Annotated in this window: 19 protein-coding genes; 6 read left to right on the top strand and 13 right to left on the bottom strand. The window is 53.3% G+C overall.

The window, feature by feature from the left end; genetic code table 11:
* The first annotated feature begins 193 nt into the window (after positions 1 to 193).
* From sbcD to PMPD1_RS05915, 3 genes are all read left to right on the top strand, one after another.
* Positions 194 to 1417, top strand: coding sequence for an exonuclease subunit SbcD (gene sbcD, locus PMPD1_RS05925; protein WP_173633169.1), 1224 nt, complete (start codon positions 194 to 196; stop codon positions 1415 to 1417).
* Complete coding sequence (locus PMPD1_RS05920) at positions 1414 to 5109, top strand: AAA family ATPase (protein WP_173633168.1); 3696 nt, start codon at positions 1414 to 1416, stop codon at positions 5107 to 5109. The genes sbcD and PMPD1_RS05920 overlap by 4 nt, the downstream gene beginning before the upstream one ends.
* 86 nt (positions 5110 to 5195) lie before the next feature.
* Positions 5196 to 5606, top strand: coding sequence for a cell envelope integrity TolA C-terminal domain-containing protein (locus PMPD1_RS05915; protein WP_173633167.1), 411 nt, complete (start codon positions 5196 to 5198; stop codon positions 5604 to 5606).
* A gap of 17 nt (positions 5607 to 5623) precedes the next feature.
* On the opposite strand, the gene PMPD1_RS05910 is transcribed toward PMPD1_RS05915, so the two are convergent.
* Positions 5624 to 6628, bottom strand: coding sequence for a phosphotransferase enzyme family protein (locus PMPD1_RS05910; protein WP_173633166.1), 1005 nt, complete (start codon positions 6626 to 6628; stop codon positions 5624 to 5626).
* A 68-nt stretch (positions 6629 to 6696) separates the two neighbouring features.
* Positions 6697 to 7608: a fructokinase gene (gene mak / locus PMPD1_RS05905; RefSeq protein ID WP_173633165.1), complete on the bottom strand. Its 912-nt coding sequence runs from the start codon at positions 7606 to 7608 to the stop codon at positions 6697 to 6699.
* Positions 7609 to 7755: 147 nt separating this feature from the next.
* Between mak and rdgC the strand changes: the two genes are divergently transcribed.
* A complete protein-coding gene (gene rdgC, locus PMPD1_RS05900) occupies positions 7756 to 8667 on the top strand; it encodes a recombination-associated protein RdgC (RefSeq protein ID WP_173633164.1) in 912 nt (303 codons plus the stop codon).
* 44 nt (positions 8668 to 8711) lie between these two features.
* Here rdgC and ppnP read toward each other — a convergent pair whose 3' ends face one another.
* The 3 genes from ppnP to aroL all read right to left on the bottom strand — a co-directional run bounded on the left by ppnP (position 8712) and on the right by aroL (position 10062).
* Positions 8712 to 8996, bottom strand: a complete 285-nt coding sequence (gene ppnP, locus PMPD1_RS05895) for a pyrimidine/purine nucleoside phosphorylase (RefSeq protein WP_173633163.1) — start codon at positions 8994 to 8996, stop codon at positions 8712 to 8714.
* 148 nt (positions 8997 to 9144) lie between these two features.
* Positions 9145 to 9336, bottom strand: a complete 192-nt coding sequence (locus PMPD1_RS05890) for a YaiA family protein (RefSeq protein WP_173633162.1) — start codon at positions 9334 to 9336, stop codon at positions 9145 to 9147.
* Between the two features lie 201 nt (positions 9337 to 9537).
* The gene (gene aroL / locus PMPD1_RS05885; protein WP_173633161.1) at positions 9538 to 10062 is read right to left on the bottom strand and encodes a shikimate kinase AroL; all 525 of its coding nucleotides are present in this window, start codon (positions 10060 to 10062) and stop codon (positions 9538 to 9540) included.
* Positions 10063 to 10365: 303 nt separating this feature from the next.
* Here aroL and PMPD1_RS05880 point away from each other — a divergent pair, with 303 nt between their 5' ends.
* On the top strand, positions 10366 to 11037 hold the full coding sequence (locus PMPD1_RS05880) for a DUF2076 domain-containing protein (protein ID WP_173633160.1): 672 nt from the start codon (positions 10366 to 10368) through the stop codon (positions 11035 to 11037).
* A 41-nt stretch (positions 11038 to 11078) separates the two neighbouring features.
* On the opposite strand, the gene PMPD1_RS05875 is transcribed toward PMPD1_RS05880, so the two are convergent.
* The 3 genes from PMPD1_RS05875 to PMPD1_RS05865 form a co-directional block, all read right to left on the bottom strand.
* Entirely contained in the window at positions 11079 to 11522 is a 444-nt protein-coding gene (locus PMPD1_RS05875; RefSeq protein WP_173633159.1) for a YaiI/YqxD family protein, read from the bottom strand.
* 98 nt (positions 11523 to 11620) lie between these two features.
* Complete coding sequence (locus PMPD1_RS05870; protein ID WP_173633158.1) at positions 11621 to 12064, bottom strand: DUF421 domain-containing protein; 444 nt, start codon at positions 12062 to 12064, stop codon at positions 11621 to 11623.
* A 9-nt stretch (positions 12065 to 12073) separates the two neighbouring features.
* Entirely contained in the window at positions 12074 to 12595 is a 522-nt protein-coding gene (locus tag PMPD1_RS05865; protein ID WP_173633157.1) for a hypothetical protein, read from the bottom strand.
* 104 nt (positions 12596 to 12699) lie between these two features.
* Here PMPD1_RS05865 and proC point away from each other — a divergent pair, with 104 nt between their 5' ends.
* Positions 12700 to 13512, top strand: coding sequence for a pyrroline-5-carboxylate reductase (gene proC, locus PMPD1_RS05860; protein ID WP_173633156.1), 813 nt, complete (start codon positions 12700 to 12702; stop codon positions 13510 to 13512).
* A gap of 41 nt (positions 13513 to 13553) precedes the next feature.
* Here proC and PMPD1_RS05855 read toward each other — a convergent pair whose 3' ends face one another.
* The 5 genes from PMPD1_RS05855 to PMPD1_RS05835 all read right to left on the bottom strand — a co-directional run bounded on the left by PMPD1_RS05855 (position 13554) and on the right by PMPD1_RS05835 (position 17960).
* On the bottom strand, positions 13554 to 15077 hold the full coding sequence (locus PMPD1_RS05855; protein WP_173633155.1) for an FAD-dependent oxidoreductase: 1524 nt from the start codon (positions 15075 to 15077) through the stop codon (positions 13554 to 13556).
* Between the two features lie 19 nt (positions 15078 to 15096).
* On the bottom strand, positions 15097 to 15858 hold the full coding sequence (gene budC / locus PMPD1_RS05850; protein WP_173633154.1) for a meso-2,3-butanediol dehydrogenase: 762 nt from the start codon (positions 15856 to 15858) through the stop codon (positions 15097 to 15099).
* Positions 15859 to 16078: 220 nt separating this feature from the next.
* Positions 16079 to 17143, bottom strand: a complete 1065-nt coding sequence (adrA, locus tag PMPD1_RS05845; protein WP_173633153.1) for a diguanylate cyclase AdrA — start codon at positions 17141 to 17143, stop codon at positions 16079 to 16081.
* Positions 17144 to 17233: 90 nt separating this feature from the next.
* The gene (locus tag PMPD1_RS05840) at positions 17234 to 17536 is read right to left on the bottom strand and encodes a PsiF family protein (RefSeq protein WP_173633152.1); all 303 of its coding nucleotides are present in this window, start codon (positions 17534 to 17536) and stop codon (positions 17234 to 17236) included.
* Between the two features lie 169 nt (positions 17537 to 17705).
* Positions 17706 to 17960: a sigma-S stabilization anti-adapter protein IraP gene (locus PMPD1_RS05835; RefSeq protein ID WP_173633151.1), complete on the bottom strand. Its 255-nt coding sequence runs from the start codon at positions 17958 to 17960 to the stop codon at positions 17706 to 17708.
* Between the last annotated feature and the right edge of the window lie 13 nt (positions 17961 to 17973).

Below are 17973 nucleotides of genomic sequence, written 5' to 3'. Positions count from 1 at the left end.
CTGTGATGTGACCGGGTTGTCACGGGGATTTGCGGCGCCATTATGCGTCAGTTTTATGACAGATTTATGAAAAATGCACGGGTCAACATACCGTTACATAACACTTTTGTGAAACCTCCCGAGGTATTTATCCGCCCCTTTTTCGCGGCGCTGGTTATAATCGGCAACGCACGCTACGTAAGCCGGGGTTAATATGCGAATCATCCATACTTCAGACTGGCATCTGGGGCAGTTTTTTTACACCAAGAGCCGCGCGCCGGAGCATCAGGCATTTCTTGACTGGCTGATTGAGCGCGTTGAGCAATATCAGGTTGATGCGGTGGTGGTGGCAGGCGATATTTTTGATAGCGGCGCCCCGCCCAGCTATGCGCGCGAACTGTATAATCGCTTTGTCGTGCAACTGCAGCAAACCGGCTGCCAATTAGTGGTGCTGGGCGGCAATCACGATTCCGTTGCCACCTTAAACGAGTCACGCGAGTTGCTGGCCTGCCTAAACACCCGTGTTATCGCCGCCGCCAGTGAGGATCCGGCAGAACAGGTTCTGGTGCTGAAAGATCGCGAGGGCAACCCCGGCGCGCTACTCTGTGCGATTCCGTTCTTACGTCCGCGCGATATTGTGCGTAGCCGGGCCGGGCAATCCGGCAGAGAAAAACAGCAAAGCCTGCTGGAGGCGATTACCGACCATTATCAGCGTTGTTACCAACAGGCAGTACGCCTGCGCGAAACGCTCGGCCTGCCGCTACCGATCGTTGCGACCGGGCATTTGACGACGGTCGGCGTCACCAAAAGCGACGCAGTGCGTGACATCTATATCGGTACGCTGGATGCTTTTCCGGCGCAAGCTTTCCCTCCGGCGGAGTATATTGCGCTGGGCCATATCCACCGCGCGCAATGCATTGCCAATAGCGAGCATATTCGTTACAGCGGCTCTCCTATCCCGCTGAGTTTTGACGAGTTGGGCAAGCAGAAAAGCGTTTTTCTGGTGGAGTTTGCGCAAGCGCAACTGGCGCGTGTCGAGCCGCTTGCCGTCCCACTGTTCCAGCCGATGCAAATGCTAAAAGGTTCACTGGCGGATATTGAGCATCAGCTCGGTCAATTTGCCGGCCAGCAGCCAGAGAAACCGGTTTGGCTGGATATTGAAATTGCTACGCCAGAATACCTGAACGATCTGCAACGCCGGATCCAGAGCCTTACTGAAACGTTACCGGTAGAGGTGCTGTTAGTTCGCCGCAGCCGGGAACAGCGTGAAAGAACCCTTGCACAACAGCATAACGAAACCCTGAGCGAACTTAGCGTGGAAGAGGTGTTTGAACGGCGCTTACTGCAGGAAAGCGAGGAAGACAGCGGCCGCCAGCAGCGCGCGCGGCAGCTTTTCGCCGAAACACGAGAAGCCCTTCAGCATAAGGAACAGGCATGAAGATTCTGACGCTGCGTTTTAAAAACCTCAACTCGCTGAAAGGTGAGTGGAAAATCGATTTTACCGCCGAGCCCTTCGCCAGTAATGGCTTGTTTGCCATTACCGGGCCGACCGGCGCGGGGAAGACCACGATTCTTGACGCCATTTGTCTGGCGCTCTATCACGAGACATCGCGCCTCGGGAAGATCTCACAAACGCAAAATGAGTTGATCACGCGTGATACCGCGGAGTGTCTGGCGGAAGTTGAGTTTGAGATTAAGGGGCAAGCCTGGCGCGCGTTTTGGAGCCAAAATCGCGCCCGCGGCGCTATTGACGGTAATCTGCAGGCGCCGCGCGTTGAGCTGGCGCGTTGCGCAGACAACGTGATTGTGGCCGATAAAGTGAAGGATAAGCTGGAAATGTTGGCGGCCCTCACCGGCCTTGATTTTGAGCGCTTCACCAAATCAATGATGCTGTCTCAGGGGCAATTTGCCGCGTTTTTGAATGCAGACGCCGGGGAACGCGCGGCATTGCTGGAAGAGCTAACCGGAACGGAGATTTATGGCCGTCTCTCAGCCGAGGTGTTTGAGCAACATAAAGCCAGCCGTATTACGCTGGATAATTTACGCGCACAAGCCGCCGGGATGGCGCTCCTGGACGAAGAGACTCGCCACGGATTACAACAAAAAATCGACGCCCTGAGCGCAGAAGAGCAAGCGCTTACACAATCGTTAGCGGAAGCCCAGCGGCAGCAACAATGGCTCACCCAGTGGCAAAAAATTCTGCAGGATCAACAGCAGGCGGAGCAGGCATGGCAACAAGCCGATAGCGCCTGGCGCCTGGCGAAGGACGATCATGAAAAACTGGCGCGCGCTGAGCCGGCAGAAAAATTGCGCCCGCAGTGGCAAGCCTGCCAGCACTACCAACAAGAACTTGCACAGGTTGAACAGCAACGGCAACAACTTAATGCACAGCTCACGCTACGGCAGTCAGAACTGGCGGCGCTCGCCGAACGCCAGGCACAAGCGGAAAGCGAACGCTTGCAAACCGCCCAACATCGCCAGCAGCAGGAAACGTTGATCGCCGAAACCGTCATTCCGCTTGAGCAACATCTCGCTACGTTGCACCAGCAAATTACCGGGCTGGAACAAACCCGGCAAGAGCAACAGCGAGTACAGCAACAACAGCAAACCACCCGGTTGCAGCAACAAAGTGACATCGCCGCGGTGGAGCAACAAATGCAAACCCACCAACACTGGCGTCAGCAGCACGCGACGGTTGCGCAGTGGGGCGAGTCATTACGGCTTTGGCAGGAGCGGTTTAGCTGGCTACAGCAAAGCGAGCAAGCGCTTACTGTACAACAACAAAAAGAAAAGCAGCTTGTTGAGCAGCTAGCGCAACAGGCGCAGGCGGTGAAACAGATCGCCGAAGGTCTGGTGCCGTTGCAGTCTCAACAAGATAGCGCACAGCAGCACTGGCTACAGGCGGAGCAAACGCTTACTGATTTACAACAACGGCAGCCCGAAGCACAGCTTCGCGCTCTTCTCGAACGTTTGACGCAGCAGCGCCCGCTGCGCCAACGTTTGGCCTTAATCGCTCCGCATTATCATCGACTGAGCCAACAGCAACAAAAACTACACGCCAGCCGTGCTGAATCGCTACGCCATAGCCAGCAACGGCAGCAGCAGTTGGACGCGCAACGCCAAAGTTGGCGCGAGAGGCACCAACATCGGGTGGATCTCGAAAAGCGTGTAGAGCTGGAACAACGTATCGTCACTCTGGAACAGGAACGCGCGCGGCTTGAAACCGGCCAACCCTGTCCTCTGTGCGGCTCAACCGAGCATCCCGCTATTGCTGAGTATCAGGCCGTTACCGTGTCAGAAAACCAGCAGCGGCTTGAACAACTGCGCCAGCAAGAAGATGCCCTGCGTCTACAGGGCATCACCAGCGCAGAACAACTAAAAACCTTTCAGGCGCACAGTGAACAAGCCCGGCAAGAGCTGCAAACCCTGGCCGATGAGCAAGCCAAACTGGAAGCACAATGGCAGGAAGCCGCCAGCGCGTTAGCGTTAGACTTAGCGCCGCAACAGCAGGAGGAATTGGAGCTTTGGCTACAACAGCAAGAGCAACAAGAACGCGAAACACAGGCCCTGTTGCAACAGCATGACGCCGCCCTACGCGCCAGCCAACAGGCCAAAGCGGCGCTGAATGAACATCAGCAAGCGGTGCAAAAACAACAACAGGCCGCCCAACTCGCGCGTCAACAACAGGAAAACGTGCAACAGTCGCTTGAAACCGTAAAACAGCAATATCAGAGTGACGTTGCCCGCTCGCAGCAACTGCGTGAAACGCTGAGCCAGGAGTTAGCCCGGCATCAGCTTGTTTTGCCGCAAAGCGAGGAGCTGGATAGCTGGCTACAGGCCCGTCAGGCAGAATGGCGGCAGTGGCAAGAGAGTGAGCAAGCGCTTGCTAAACTTACGCCACAGTTAGCGGCGCTTCAAAGTAAGCAAGACGCGCTGGAGAGCGAATCGGCCGCCGCCCTGCCCCGCATGGCTGAAACCGAAAAAACGTTGGCAAATGCGCAGCAACAGCAGCAGGCGTTGCAAGCGCAACGGCAACAATTGATGGGTGACCAATCGCTGGCTGAGGTTCGTCAACATCTACAACAACAAACTGAGCGGGCGGAAGCGAGTTATCTGGCAATACAGCAGCAGTGGCAAGCGGCGCAAAACCAGATAAATACTCTGACCGGGCAGCATAAATCACTTAATGAACAGCTACGTGCCCGCCAAAAAAAGGCAACCGAAGCTCAACAACAGTTAGCTGCGGCGTTAGAACACAGCGCTTTCGCCGATGAAAACGCCCTGCTGGCGGCGCTTCTCAGCGAAGAAGAGAGCCAACGTTTAAAAAGCGAACAGCGCGCGCGGGAACAACATCTGCACCAAGCCGAAACGGTGAAAGCGCAAATAGCCAGCGCTTTGCAACAGCATCTGGCGCAGCGCCCGGTGGCCTTAAACCAGGAAGCGTCTCAACTTGCGGCGCAGGCGGAAACGCTGCGCCAGCAGGTGCGTGAAAATGCGCAACAGCAGGGGCAAGTACGGCAACAGCTTGATAGCGACAGCGAACGTCGGCAGCAACAGCAGAGCCTGTTACAGCAAATTGTCGCCAGCGAAGAGCGCACAGAAGAGTGGGGGTATCTTAACCATCTGATTGGCTCTGCTACCGGCGATAAGTTCCGCAAATTTGCCCAGGGATTAACGCTCGACCACTTAGTCTGGCTGGCGAATAATCAGTTGGCGCGCCTACACGGCCGCTACTTGTTACAACGCAAAACGCAGGAAGCATTAGAGTTGCAGGTGGTTGATACCTGGCAAGCCGACGCTACGCGCGATACGCGTACCCTCTCCGGCGGCGAGAGTTTTTTGGTCAGCCTGGCGCTGGCGTTAGCGTTGTCGGACCTGGTCAGCCACAAGACGCGCATTGAATCCCTGTTCCTTGATGAGGGCTTTGGCACGCTGGATGCCGACACGCTAGATACCGCGCTCGATGCGCTTGATGCGCTTAATGCCAGCGGCAAAACCATTGGGGTGATTAGCCATGTCGAGGCGATGAAGGAGCGCATCCCGGTACAGATTAAAGTGCGTAAAATGAACGGTCTCGGTTACAGCAAGCTGGAATCCCCCACTGAGTTATCCGCCAGGGAAATTCTGTAAATCCGCTCAGAACGGACGAATACGCTGCCGCCTGGCGCTTAACCGGTTAAACTGTGCCGGCAAAGAGGTGGAGAAAAGGTTGCATCATGACGTCAGGCAAAAAAAGGAGCACACATCAAACCGGGATCATCGGTGGGTTAGCACTGCTACTCACGGGTTGCCAGGCGCAACATCCCCACACGCCTACGGCTGCGGAACTGGCGAAGATGGCAGAAGAGAGCTGCACCGCCGCCCCCACCTCGCAACGGGAGCGATGTGTTTATGTCCACCAGATGCAGTACGGCATTGAACGCAACTTTTACGACGCCGGGCAATATAAAGGGCGCCGTTGTACGCTCCAGGTACAGTACAACGCCAATCATCGATACAGTGTGCTGCGCACCATGGGTGATGAAGCGTTATGCCTCAAGGCGTGGGGCGCAGTGAGCAGCGCAAAAAACTTACCGCCGCCGCCAAAAGGCATACCCGGTTTGACGCTCGATATCAAGCCGCGTTAGCTCACCCGCAGTGCGGGCTATGCACCAATCGGAAGCGCGCGCCCTTCCAGATAGCGCCGACATAAGCGCACCGAGTGGTCGGCCCACCGTTCGCCAAGGCTTTGCGCCATCTCGGTGGCCTGGTGCGACCCGGCCCACGCGAGGAGTTGAATGCGACGTTGGATCAGTAAAGCAGGCAACACTGCGCGATCCGCCTCATTAATATGCGCCACGCGTTCATAGCCCTCAATCCAGTTATCCACCCACTCTACGGCGCGCGGGTGATGTTCGACGAAGCTGATCGCCGCCGCTAAATCGTGCAGATACCAGCCCAATCCACAATCATCAAAATCAATCACGCGGGTTTCGTCACCGTGTATTAGCAGGTTTGTTAAGCGCAAATCGGCATGAATCAGGCCATAGCGATCGCTGGCTTTACCATAACCGTCCAACTCACGCCCCACCTGCTCAATCGTTTGTTCAATAACCGCCCAATCATCACGCCGTAGATGGGGTGCATCCCGCCAATTGCCCCAGTGGCTGTTTGGCCCGAGCATGGTTTGATGATCCCAGATAATACGCTGAAACTGCTCAGGGCGTTGCCAGTGGCGGCTGTGTTGATGCAAACCGGCGGTAATCTGCCCAAGCTGCTGAAAAGCGCGAGGATCGACATCCGTGGTCGGCATCTCCCCTTCAATCCAGTGAAACAGCACCGCATAGCGCTCTGTGCCATCAGCCAACCGCAGCGTTTGTACCGCTTCACCCGCCCGGTTCAGCAACGCTTCAGGCACCTGGATGCCGGTATCCCGTAACGCGGCCAGCCACAGTAGTTCACTCTCAATATCCGCTTTCTGATGGTAATCACTACGATGCAGACGTAATGCGTAACGCTTTCCGTTCGCCACCAGCAAAAAAGTTGCGTTTTCCGAACGGCACAAGAGACGTAATTCGCCCTGCAATGCGGCGGGATAACCGGCCAGCGCCTCCTGCGCTAGCCTGATCAAGGTGATATTATCAAGGGTGTCATACTGTTTCGCGCTCATCTGCCGCTCCTCTGTTATCACCTGGCAGCAGATAACGGTTTCCGACTCGCGCGCTTACCGTTACTGCGTCAGGATTTTAGTGGCCACAACCATGCCGCACCGCGAACGCCGCTGGAATCGCCATGTTTGGCCTGCACGATCGGCGTCTCGCACTCTTTGCCGAAAACCCAGGGTTTAATTAACTGTGGCACAGTCTGGTATAAACGCTCGACGTTACTCATTCCGCCCCCCAGCACGATGATGTCGGGATCGAGAATATTCACCACATTGGCTAACGATTTGGCCAGACGTAGCTCATAACGGCTCATCGCCAACTCCGCCACCGGATCGTGCTGCGCCAGCAGTTGCACAATTTCCGCCCCTTTACGTGCGGTGCCGCTCAGGCGTTGATAATCTTTTGCAAAACCCGTGCCGGAAACAAAGGTTTCAATACACCCTTTCTGGCCGCAGTAGCAGGGAACCTCTTCACGATACCGGAGTTCATCTTCATCCATCCACGGCAGTGGATTGTGCCCCCATTCGCCCGCATTGCCATTGCCGCCAATACGCGACTGGCCGTTGATCGTGACGCCCGCGCCAGAGCCGGTACCAATAATGACCGCAAACACCACCGGCTGACCGGCTGCCGCGCCATCCACCGCTTCGGACACCGCCAGGCAGTTCGCGTCATTAGCAATACGCACCTCGCGTTTGAGCATGGTCGCTAAATCTTTATCCAGCGGTTGGCCGTTAAGCCAGGTCGAATTAGCATTTTTAACTCGCTGGGTATAAGGAGAGATGGAGCCGGGAATACCAATTCCCACGCTGCCTGTCTCACCGGTTTTTTCCTCTGCCAGCAGAACCAGATCGGTCATTGCTTGTAACGTCTTTTGATAATCGTCACGCGGCGTAGACACCCGATGACGAAACAGCTCTTTCCCCTGATCGGAAAGCGCAATGACTTCAATTTTTGTACCGCCAAGATCTATACCAATACGCACCTTTTATTCCTCATTATTCGACGCAATGCCACTTACATTAGAAGCGCCGCGCAGGAAAGGCAATGACCCAGTAACGATGTTTCGCTATCATGCGCGCTAAGTTTGAAACTTGTGCGCCCGGTAGCGCACCCGGCGAAGGAAAACACCATGTTGTGGTTTAAGAATTTGATGATTTATCGTCTGAATCGTGACATCCCCCTGTCCGTGGATGACCTGGAAAAACAACTCGATGCATTTTCCTTTACCCCTTGCGGCAGCCAGGATATGGCGAAAACCGGCTGGGTTTCTCCAATGGGGTCGCGCAGCGATGCTCTGACGCATGTGAATAACGGTCAAATCCTGATTTGTGCCCGCAAGGAAGAAAAGATCCTTCCTTCCCCGGTGGTCAAACAGGCGCTGGAAGCGAAAATTGAAAAGCTGGAAGCCGAACAGCACCGTAAGCTGAAGAAAACCGAGAAAGATGCGCTGAAAGACGAAGTCTTACATAGCCTGTTGCCACGCGCGTTTAGCCGCTTTAGCCAAACGTTTCTCTGGCTGGATACCGTTAACAACCTGATTATGGTCGACTGCGCGAGCGCCAAAAAAGCGGAAGATACGCTGGCGTTATTGCGTAAAAGCATCGGCTCTCTCCCGGTCGTCCCGCTGACGCTGGAAAGCCCTATTGAGCTGACCTTGACCGAGTGGGTTCGCTCTGGCGAGCTTCCGGCTGGGTTTGCGTTAATGGATGAGGCTGAGTTGAAAGCGATTCTGGAAGATGGCGGCGTGATTCGTTGCAAAAAGCAGGATCTGGTGTGCGATGAGATAGCCAACCACATTGAAGCTGGCAAACTGGTCACCAAGCTGGCGCTGGATTGGCAAGAGCGTATTCAACTTATGCTTTCTGACGATGGTTCGGTTAAGCGTCTAAAGTTTGCGGACACGCTGCGTGAGCAGAATGACGATATTGATCGTGACGATTTTGCCCAACGGTTTGATGCTGACTTTATTTTGATGACCAGCGAACTGGCGGCGTTTGTCAGCAACCTGGTCGAAGCGCTAGGTGGCGAAGCGCAGCGTTAGTTTTATCGGCTATAGGCCGGGTAAGGTTCCCGGCCACGGACAACTTAGAGATAGCGGCACAAATAAGAAGTCGGTTCGGCAACCTGTAAATGAAACTCACTGTTGCCCGGCACATGAAACACCGCGCCCGCTTCATAGGTTTTCCATTCGGTATCGCCCGGTAACAGCACATTTAACGCGCCGCTCACCACCGTCATTTCTTCCGGTTGCCCGGTGCCGAAGGTATATTCTCCTTCCGCCATTACCCCAACGCTGGCCCGCCCGGTACTGGCGCTGGTAAAGCCGATGGATTTCACTTTCCCTTCAAAGTACTCGCTAACATTTAGCATGCAACATCCCCGAAACCAAAAATAGTGAAAAAGCAGTGTAGAAGTTATTTCAGCATTCTGTCACGGGAAATTCTTGTCTGTGCGGTCAGGTTGTGAGCCACCCTCACATGCTAGCCGCCGCCGCAAGCTGGCATCCTTGCCCGAAACACTATGTTTTATCCGCATCCTCATAGCGTTGCTTCGCATCCAGCGCTTCTTGCTCGGTATTATGTTCGCTAATCAGCGAATTAGCCTTAGGATGATCGGCGCGCAATTCATACCGGGTAACAGCATTACCCGGCCCGCCTTTTTCTACGGCGACGACGCGCGCTTCTCGTGGATAAGGTGGTTTGCCTGGCATAGATCTCTCCCTCTTATGATGAACAATAATATCCGCATACGACCGGCATTAACCGGCTTAAACCTCAACGCTCGTGCGCACAGGTTTTTTAAGTATAGACAACGGAGATTAGCCGTTAGCATGAAGTCGGGTTTATCTGATCCATGCTAACCGTATTGCGTAGATTTACGCCTTGAAGCTCAAGAAGGAAATAAGCGTGGATTAGCTGGCGCGTGCCTGCGCTAAAGTTTCGATGACTTGCCGCACGATATGTTCTGGCGATTGCATCGCATCAATCACATGATGGGCAGCGTGTAGATAGAGGGCATCACGCTCCGCCAGTACATCGGCCATTTCATCGGTAATTGTCCGTCCGGTTAACGTTGGACGCTGTTCCTCTTGCGGAGATGCCTGTAACCGGGCGGCCAAAACCGCGGCATCAGCCCTCAAATAAATAACCTGTCCATGTTCACGCATATAACTGCGGTTGTGCTCCGCCAGCACCATACCGCCGCCGGTAGCGATAACTGAAGCGGGCGCCGTCACTGCCATCAGTGACGCCGTTTCCCGCGCGCGAAACCCTTCCCACCCTTCCTGAGCAACAATCTCCGCAACGGTTTGTTGGGCAACATGCTGAAGGTAATGATCGGTATCGCTAAAAGCATAATTAAGGGCCGCGGCAAGCGCTTCTCCAACGGTGGTTTTACCGCAACCGCGGGCGCCGATCAAAAAGATGGGTAACGACATAGCAGGCAACATCCTCAGCCGCGTCTGTACAGGGGATAATGCACGACAGACGTTAAAACGGGTCAACTTTGCGTCGCATAATACCGACAATTTTTCTCCCGAACCAGCCGTAAAGAGGATTTTACGCACTGAATACCTAAAAGCGCCGTTAACCACATAGAATTAAACGAGAAAAACCCACATATCCGCCTGGTTTAGCTCGCTCAAAAAGCGTTACCACAGCAATATTTACTTACGCCGCCAAGATTGAGTTTCCCGGTCTAACCCCCACACTAAAGGTATTACGCCTTCAAGGGGGTCAAAATGCAAAACGAAGAACAGCGTTTAATTGAAAATCTGTTTAGCCGGCTTAAGCAAGCCGAAAGCCAGTCTGCACCGCGTGATGCAGCGGCTGAAAAACTGATTCAGCAGCAGCTACAGTCGCAGCCTGGCGCGCCCTATTACATGGCGCAGGCGATCCTGATTCAGGAGGCGGCGATGAACAAATTGAACCAACGCGTGAGCGAACTGGAAAGCCAACTGGCGCAGCAACCGCAACAAAGTAGCGGCGGTTTTCTGTCCGGTCTGTTTGGCGGTGGCAATCGTGCTCCACAATCTGCGCCACAGCAACCCGCCTGGAACAACGCGCCACCGCAACAGCCCTATGCGGCACAGCCAACCACGGCGATGCGCGGCGGCGGCTTCCTCGGCGGCGCATTACAAACTGCGGTTGGGGTAGCCGGTGGCGTGGTAATGGCAGATATGCTGACCAGTATGTTCCACCACTCTCAGCCAGAAGAGATCGTTAATATCATCAATGAACCTGCAATGCCCGATCAGCCCGATACCAGCCTGGATACCTTCAACCAAGGGGGAAATGATGCTTTCCTGAACCAAGACGCAGGATTGCAGCAGGACTACACCAATGATTACGATGATTTTGGCAATGATGGGTTTGATAATGACAGCTTTAACGATGATGACAGCTTTATTTAACCGCTAAGTTTTGGCGCGCCCTTGCCACGGGGCGCATAAAACTAGCGTTTCTGTAACCACTGATCTAACTGGTTGGCAAACTGCTGACGATCGCGCTGATTAAGTGTTGCCGGGCCGCCGGTTTGTACCCCGCTGGCGCGTAGCGTATCCATAAAATCACGTAGAACCAGCCGTTCACGAATGGTTGCATCGCTATACATCTCACCGCGTGGATTCAGCGCTTTGGCGCCTTTTGCCAGCACCTCTGCCGCCAGCGGAATATCGGCGGTAACCACCAGATCGCCAGGTTGCGCGCGCTGCACAATTTCATTGTCGGCGACATCAAAACCTGCCGCGACGCGCAGTGTACGGATAAAGCGCGAGGGCGGCACACTCAGCGGCTGATTGGCGACAAACGTCACCTCGATTTGCGCTCTCTCTGCGGCGCGGTACAACACTTCTTTGATCACTTTTGGACACGCATCGGCATCCACCCAAATTGGCATAATGATTTCCATCGACAGTAGAGGAAAGGAGTGATTTTGCCGTGGTTTGCCAGAATAGCAACGTATTCGCCGCTTTATTTGCCACCTATTACCGCTGGTCAAGATTTGGGAATGATGGATATTTTTCCATTCTTCTCCAAAATGGCGAATTTGATCTGCTCCAGCCGCTCCAGGCCCTGCGAACTTCGGGCAGAAGAGAGAATGTCTTCAGCGGTGATCCCCGCCTTACGTAACCGTTGATGTAACAGTTGCCCATTCTCAACTAAGATCAACGAAGTCCCGTCAATTAACATTTCCAGTCGTGGGAAAAAAGATTTCAGCATCCCTAATAAAATATCCATCACAATCAGCGTGATGATGGTCAACGCCGCGCCGGATACCGAAAAATCGTTGCCTAACAACGCTTGCTGCGTCGCCTCACTGATGATTAATAGCAAAATAAAATCGAAGCTGGTCATTTCCAGCAATGTTCGCCGACCGGCGATTTTCAATACAATCATTAACAAAACATACATGCTGGCGGCACGTAATACGGTTTCCATGCGCGTCTCCTAGGGGTAGATCCACTGGTAAAAAGAAGCCGACGAACCATCATTAAGTCGCACAGTGAGCGGATAGTAGCCCGGCGACTTTGGTTGTAAGCCAAACCAAATTGTTGCCCGCCCCTGTCGCGTATCAATATTGGCATAGGTCAACGTCAGAGAATGCGACCCGCTGAAGGCGTGCTGCGGCTGCGGTTGCAGGCTATCAATCTCTAAATCGTCCACGCCCTCGCCGCTTAATGTGATGCTAAACTGCGGTTCACGTAGCTCACTGAGGCGGATAGTCATCGACATATCGCTCTGCTGCCGTCCGAAACGCTCATAATCGATTTGTAAACGCTTATCTGCCGATACCGCCCGTTGGTCGCTTAAAAAACCTTTTGAAATCAACCCGCAAGCGCCGCCAATGACAATGGCGAACAAAACCACGTAACCGACGCGCTGAATGCGCCACTCAATGCGTTGCCAGCGCATATTTTCCGACACCGGATAGTTCCGGCTCTCTTCTTCATCACGCTGTTTATTATCCATTTACCACTCCTCCGCTGAATCTAAGCTTAGCCGAAGCTGGATTAAGCGAGAGAATGTCGTAAGCTAGTCGGCAATGAAAACGCGTAATGCAGGAAGGAAAAACGATGCTGGAAAAAAAGATAGGGTTTATCGGCTGCGGCAACATGTCTAAAGCCATCATCGGCGGCCTGGTGGCTGGCGGCCTGATCACAGCGGAAAATATTTGGGTTTTCGACCATAAAGCGGAAACCAATCGGTTAATGGCCGAGCAGTATGGCATTACGCCTGCTCAAAGTGCTGACGAAGTGGCGAAACAAGCGGATATTCTGTTTGGCGCGGTAAAACCTAATGTCATTCTAAAAGTGTTAAAAGACGTCGCAAGCAGCCTTAATAAAGAGACGTTGGTGGTTTCTATTGCCGCAGGCGTCACATTAGATGCGCTGGCAAGTGTCTTAGGGCATGACCGTAAAATTATCCGCGTTATGCCGAACACGCCAGCGCTGGTTAACCAGGGAATGACCTCAATTACACCGAACGTGCTGGTGACTCAGCAAGAAACTGACGATGTGTTGGCCATCTTTAACAGCTTCGGCAAAGCGGCGGTGGTGGCTGAATACTTGATCCATTCGGTGGTGGGCGTCAGCGGCTCGGCACCAGCTTATGTCTTTATGTTTATTGAGGCGATGGCGGATGCGGCAGTGCTGGGCGGAATGCCGCGGGCGCAAGCCTATCAATTCGCCGCGCAGGCGGTGAAAGGGTCAGCGCAAATGGTGCTGGAAACCGGTAAACATCCCGGCGAATTAAAAGACATGGTGTGCTCACCCGGCGGCACCACTATTGAAGCGGTGAGAACACTGGAAGCGAACGGATTCCGCTCGGCAGTGATTGAGGCGATGCAAAAATGCATGGCAAAATCCGAAGCGCTCAGTAAAAAGTAAGGGGCCGGGCGAGGTTATCTCGCCCGATTTACCCTCGGGATCTATAGCCGCTGGGTGATCCACTCAACGGCTTCCCGCATATCCATCGGCTGCTGCATGCGCTGGAGCAGTTCAGCGCTCAACGTATATAAACCGCAGGTGAACACCGCGGCCAACTTATCCTGGTAGCCATACACCGCGATAAATTTTTTGTCCTGTAACGAGCCAAACAGTTGCCAGGCGTCCCACTCTTCCGCATGTCCTAAATATTCGTAACGTGTACCGAATTGCGCCGTCCAGAAAAAGGGCACCCGATCAAACGGCTCTTGCTTACCCAACATATTTTTCGCCGCCACGCGCCCCAACTGATGCGCAACCCGATAGTGTTCAATACGCAACGGCTGTGTGTCGCCAGGCCAGGTCACATTATCACCCGCTGCCCAGACATTTTCCGCCACTTGCAAAAACGTATCGGCCTCCAGGCTACCATCATCAAGCAATGGAATATCATGAATAAACCCGGTCGCGGGCGCGACGCCGGTAGCAAACAATACCACCTCGGCGGGAATGAGCTTACCGGAGGTCAGACGCACCCCACTCACCTGCCCTTCACCTTCCAGTGCGGCGGGTTCGCCTTCAATAAAGCGCACGCCGTTTTCTTCATGTAAGCGCCGAAAGAAATGCGCAATTTCTGCGCCAAACTGTTGTTTAAACGGCAGTGTCGAACGGGCAATGACCTGCACCTCAATGTCTTTATTACGCAGCGCTGACGCCAACTCCATGCCAATAAAACTATTACCGATAATCACCAGTTTTTGGGTTTTATCTACCTCTTGTAGCAAGGTGTCCGCTTGCTCAATACTGCGTAATACGTGAACGCCAAACAGCGCGTTGCCCTCAATCTCAGGCCGCTGCGGAACCCCGCCGCTGGCGATCAATAGCTTGTCATAATGCAAGCAGGCGCCATCGGCAAAATGGAGCTGTTGCTCACCGCTATCTAAGCGCTCAACATCGCCGTGCATCGGTTGCGTGTAGGGCAAAAAATCCTCGCCAAGAATGGCCGGGACGTCGCTAATCGCCATTTTGCCGGCCGGGACAAATTTGGTTAACGCAGTACGATCGTAAGGCGCTTCTGGTTCGCGATCGATTAACACCAGTTTGCCGCGAAAACCTTCACGCCTGAGCGTCCAGGCCGCAGCACTACCTGCCGCGCCGCTTCCCATTACCACCCATACCGGAGATTCGCCAGGTTGGCCAAAAGCAGAAGAGGCAGACATCGCTTTGGGGCTGACCTCAACCTGCCCGTTTTCGATCCGAACCGGGTACTGTTTCAAGTCACGTAACGCCAGCGGTTCACACATCTCGCCGTTACGAATATCAAACACCGCTTTATGCCAGGGGCAAACCAATTTTCCGTCACACACGGCGCCGTTTTCAAGCGGTGCGCCAGCATGCGGGCAGGTAGCCTGGTAAGCACGAACGTTGTCACCTTCACGAATTAACATCACGTCGGTATCGCCGATCGCCGCCTTAATCGGTTTTAGCTGCGGCAGATCCCGCAGCGCCAGAGCTGTTTGGTAGTTCACGACATCACTCCTTTTATTATTAGAGATGCGGCTGACCGTTCGCCGCGGTGATCCCGCCGTCAACCGGTAGGTTCACCCCGGTGATATAGCGCGCATCATCGCTGGCGAGAAACGCAATGGCCGCCGCAACATCTTCCGGTTCACCTGCGCGCCCCAACGGAATGCGATCATAGAATTTTTCCAGTACCGCTTGGTTTTGTTTCATATCTTTGGTCATGTCGGTGAAGGTAAAACCGGGACAAATTGCATTCACCCGCACGCCATCCGCGCCGTAATCCATGGCTAGTGAACGCGTAAAGTTAGTTATTGCACCTTTTGCCGCGTTATAAATACTCATTCCCCAGTCGCCGCCCAACCCAGAAACGGAAGAGATATTAATAATGTTGCCGCGGCTTTTAAGCAGAGCAGGCATAAAGGCGCGAATACAATAGAACACGCCATCCAGGTCAACCGACATCACCTTTTTCCAGGTTTCATCGGACGCTTCATGCGCTTTGCCTTGGGCATGAATGCCGGCGTTATTAACCAGTACATCAACCTGACCGTAATGCTGTAGTACCTTTTCCGCTAGCTGATGCACCGCCTCTCGCTGCGCGACATCGGCCTGTACTGCCAGATGGTCACCGGGCGCCAGGCGTGCCAGCGTTGCATCCAGCTTCGCCTGCGTGCGTCCGACCAACACCACCTTTGCCCCTTCTTGCGCAAAGCGTTGTGCGCTGCTGGCGCCCATGCCCGATCCCGCACCGGTAATAACCACCACTTTATTGTTAAAACGTTCCATTTTACCTCCTTACCGAATCGCAAAACGCTAATCCACACGATTAGCAGCAGTAAGGTTAAGCCTGGCAGAAAGCACGACTGTAGCGCGGGGGAAATAAAAAAATGGCAGTTAACTCGCTGTTTAACCGCCGTTTTAAAGTTTAAAAAAATATGAATATCAACTTAGAAGAACATACCCGGAATAATGATCAGTGCGAAGGTGGCGGCAATCAGAGTGTGCCTTAGATTCCGGCGATTTCGGTTCGCCCACGTCCACTATTTTTTGCCCGATAAAGCGCTAAATCCGCCGCTTTGAGCCACTCCCGGTAGGTTTGCATTTCTGGATGAAATTGCGCAATGCCGACGCTAATGTGCAACGTCATTCCGGCGTGGGTGAGTTGCCCACGGTCGGTTAAATGATTACGTACACGTCCAATTGCCAGCATCGCGCTTTGCGAGGGCGTTTCCGGCATGATGACTGCAAACTCATCGCCGCCAAACCGGCCAATCACATCGCTGGCTCGCAGCGTCAGGCGTAACTCTTCGGTAATAATCAGCAGCGCTTCGTCACCGGTATCGTGCCCCCAAGTATCATTGATGATTTTGAAATGATCGATGTCGATTAATAATAATGTCGCCATACGCTGATAACGCATGCAGTTATCATATTCATTACGTAATAAATGTTCCCAATGGCGGCGGTTATAAACGCCAGTCATCCCATCAAGGGTACTGATCTCCATTAACTGGCGTTTATGCTGCGCCAGCCTGATTGCCATACGGTAAATAACATGGCCGAGAAAAATAGGGTAAATCAGCAGCATCGGCAGACAAACATAAACCTGTGATGGAGAAGTGGCGAAATTTATCGACGGTTGCACGATCAACAACGTAATACCCATTGATACCAGTTGCCCCATGTAGGCACGCAATAACAGTTTTACCCCGCCGGCAGAAACATTGTTCATTCCCATCATCGCCACAATCATTACGGAAGGCAGTGCGTTAAGCCCCATTAAGGCAATCCACACTCCGCCAAGTAGCGCATCAATCAATAAATTATCACGCTCGCGACGCATTGGATCTGCGGCACGCAATGAACGTAAATAGGCAAGGTGCGGCCAAATAAAACCATTGAGGAATAGCGCAACATACAGCCAGAACGACGAGATTGACGAAAGGCAAAAAGCCACTGAAATAGCACCAAAACCAAGGCCAACAATGCGGGGGAAATAGGCTCGACGGGCGAAACGTAACCCGGAACGTCGGGGGTCGACTCTCAATAAAGTCGGCACGGCTAATACCATGGCTACCTCGCCAAACCATCTAAAACGGCGGTGTTAATTCTGGTAACGCGTCACTTCTACCCCGGGCAGAGACCTGCCCGGGAATAGCGATCAGCTTTTTTTCAGGCACTGGCTCATAAAGGTTTTACGTGCGTCGCCTTTAAGCGCCTTACCGCTGGCCTCGGTATTACAGGTCTTCATTTTCATTTGTTGGGTGGTGACACCCGCGCTATTACTCTCTTTACGCAAGCATTGGCTCATAAAAGTTTTTCGCGCGTCCCCTTTTAATGACTGACTGGTTGCCTGCTGATTACAGACCGTCATTTTTTGTTGCTGCGGCGTTTTCTCCGCCGCGCCGGCTCCCGTAGCAACCAGCAACCCTGCCACCACAACCAACATTAGCTGGGCTTTCATCTCATCGCTTCCTTATTTGTGGTTGTACAACTTATTCATTGTGGCATGGGTTTAATTTTCAGCGAAGAACCACTGATAAAAACCTTATCCATGTCTCAATTTAAACCATGAAGTAAAACTCTTCCTTCGGTTTACTTCATGGACCAGGATAAACCATTTTCTCTGATGCTTAATAAAGTGGGGAGCCCAGCAGTTTTTCAATATAGGTCTCTACTAGCCGCTTATCCGGATGGTGTGCATCCAACGCGTTTTTTTGCATCGCCTGTTTAATATTCGCGACTATCGCTTCGCGCTGATGAGTTTCCATATTACCCACCACTCCCGTCACGACAATTTCCAGCGCGTTGACTAACGCCGCGAGCTGTTTTGACTCTTCCTCTTTTTCCGCGAGCTTAAGCAACAATTCAGCAATGAGGTGTTTCATGTGAATATCTCGG

This window comes from Paramixta manurensis, from assembly GCF_013285385.1.
Classification (GTDB): Bacteria; Pseudomonadota; Gammaproteobacteria; order Enterobacterales; family Enterobacteriaceae; genus Paramixta; species Paramixta manurensis.
The sequence above is the reverse complement of the archived record's forward strand: the minus strand, read 5'-3'. Positions and strand labels throughout refer to the sequence as shown.